2 protein-coding genes are annotated in these 2328 nt (G+C 43.4%); one reads left to right on the top strand and one right to left on the bottom strand.

The window, feature by feature from the left end:
- Positions 1–692 precede the first annotated feature (692 nt).
- The gene (gene ltrA / locus ACH0QE_RS24560; RefSeq protein ID WP_415803066.1) at positions 693–1952 is read left to right on the top strand and encodes a group II intron reverse transcriptase/maturase; all 1260 of its coding nucleotides are present in this window, start codon (positions 693–695) and stop codon (positions 1950–1952) included.
- A 73-nt stretch (positions 1953–2025) separates the two neighbouring features.
- Here the strand turns inward: ltrA and ACH0QE_RS24555 are convergent.
- On the bottom strand, positions 2026–2328 hold a 303-nt coding region (locus ACH0QE_RS24555), incomplete at its 5' end, for a YqaA family protein (protein WP_415803065.1).

The raw sequence follows: 2328 nt of genomic DNA, 5'->3' as shown, positions 1-2328 counted from the left end.
CAGAGCTTGTGATCAGGGAAATACGGACAGAAAAATTAGGTCCGCTGTCCTTTGAACGACCTGAGGATTTGACCTATGGGGAAGAAATAGAAAATGACACTCAAAAATAAAGGTCCTGAATCCAGGGCCTTTATTTTTGGTGTGCGCCCGGCATGGGTACAGTCTATAGGGTGCAAGTCCCGAGCCATGAAGGCAATAGTAGTGGTTAGCTTAACGCAAGGGTGTCCGTGGTGACGCGGAATCTGAAGGAAGCGAGCGGCAAACCTCCGGTCTGAGGAACACGAACTTCATATAAGGCTAGGTACCATTGGATGAGTTTGCATCACAAAACAAAGTCCTTATTGCCGAAGGTGGTACAGAGTAAATGGAGCAGATAGATGGAGGGAAAGACTGTACTCTTACCCGGGGAGGTCTGGTTGGTAGGCCAAGTTCACTTGGTAACCTATCTAGTAATAGATAACTGAACAACCAGAAGTCAGCAGAGGTCATAGTACTTTACCTACTCGAGATGGTAAGGGAAGGACTGAACAATTAGGAAGAACGAGAACTAGGCATACAATTCCTGTGTAGAAGCAGACAATCCGAAAGGACCTACTTGAAGGAGGAAGTGGTGAATCCACAGGGGACTTCATGAGGGTGGAGCAGGAATAACATAATTAGATTTCTACGTTCACGTCGAAAGGAAATATCACATGTTAATGAATCTGATTCTGTCACGGGAAAACTTAATTGAAGCACTTAAACGTGTGGAGAAGAACAAAGGAAGTCACGGCATAGATGGAATGTCCGTAAAATCCTTACGAAGACATCTCTATGAAAATTGGGACACCCTTTGTGATTCTATAAGGAAAGGTACCTACCAACCTAACCCAGTCCGTCGAGTCGAAATCCCGAAACCGAACGGTGGAGTAAGGTTACTAGGGATACCTACCGTGATAGATCGTTTCATCCAACAGGCTATCGCCCAAGTTTTAACCCCGCTTTTTGACCCAACCTTCTCAGAACATAGTTATGGGTTTAGGCCAAATCGAAGAGGCCATGACGCTGTTCGTAAAGCAAGGGGATATATAAGCGAAGGGTACAGATGGGTGATTGACATGGACTTGGAGAAGTTCTTTGACAAAGTGAATCATGATAAGTTAATGGGGATATTGACAAACAGAATCCAAGACCGATTGGTCTTGAAGTTAATACGGAAATATCTCCAAGCAGGAATCATGATAAATGGTGTAGTCTACGATGCAGAAGAAGGAACACCACAAGGGGGTCCCCTGAGCCCTCTTCTTTCGAATATCCTTTTGGATAAGCTTGATAAAGAGTTAGAAAGGAGAGGTCACAAGTTTGTCCGCTATGCCGATGATTGTAATATTTACATGAAGTCGAAGAAAGCTGGAGAACGAGTGATGGGCTCTATTACATGTTTCATTGAGCAGAAATTAAAGCTCAAAGTAAACAGGGGAAAATCAGCGGTCGACCGCCCGTGGAAACGAAAGTTCCTTGGCTTTAGCTTTACGGTTAATAAGAAGCCGAAGGTTCGAATAGCAAATGAAAGCATTAAAAGGCTTAAAGCTAAAATACGGGACCTAACCTCACGTTCTAAACCAATCTCTATGGAAGTTATGATTGAGAAACTGAATCAATATCTAACGGGATGGTGTGGATATTTTGCATTAGCTGATACACCAAGTAAATTCAAAGAATTTGATGAGTGGATTAGAAGAAGACTCCGTATGATTGAATGGAAGCAATGGAAGAACCCGAGGACAAGAGTACGAAAACTCAAAAGCTTAGGTGTCCCTGACCAAAAGGCATACGAATGGGGAAACTCAAGAAAGAAATTTTGGAGAATAGCCTCAAGTCCAATCTTACACAAAACCCTCGATAACTCTTACTGGAGTAATCGAGGGCTCAAAAGTCTATATCAAAGATATGAATTTCTGCGTCAAACTTAATTGAACCGCCGTATACCGAACGGTACGTACGGTGGTGTGAGAGGTCGGGGGTTAGTCACCCCCTCCTACTCGATTATGCTTTTTTCGATCTCTTTAAATATGCGTAAATCAAATATCCAGCAATGACCACAACACCAAGGGCGATTTTCAGCATCGCGAAGTTTTCTTCGATGAATGGCATTGCTTTGTCACCTAGAGCAACGATGATTGCTGCTTCAAGGAAGAAGCGCAGGCCTCGTCCAATGATGGACCAGATGATAAGGGTTGGAATCTTCACATTGGAGATTCCGGAAAAAATCGTGAACACTTTGTATGGGATTGGAGTGAATCCAGCAATTAAAATCGCCATCGCACCGTACTTTTCGAAGTACCCTTC

Source organism: Mesobacillus sp. (assembly GCF_047739415.1).
Lineage (GTDB): Bacteria > Bacillota > Bacilli > Bacillales > Cytobacillaceae > Mesobacillus.
The sequence above is the reverse complement of the archived record's forward strand: the minus strand, read 5'-3'. Positions and strand labels throughout refer to the sequence as shown.

What these genes read in the sequence shown, in the direction of transcription:
- ltrA (WP_415803066.1), top strand. Translation starts at nt 693, where the DNA reads ATGTTAATGAATCTGATTCTGTCACGGGAAAACTTAATTGAAGCACTT.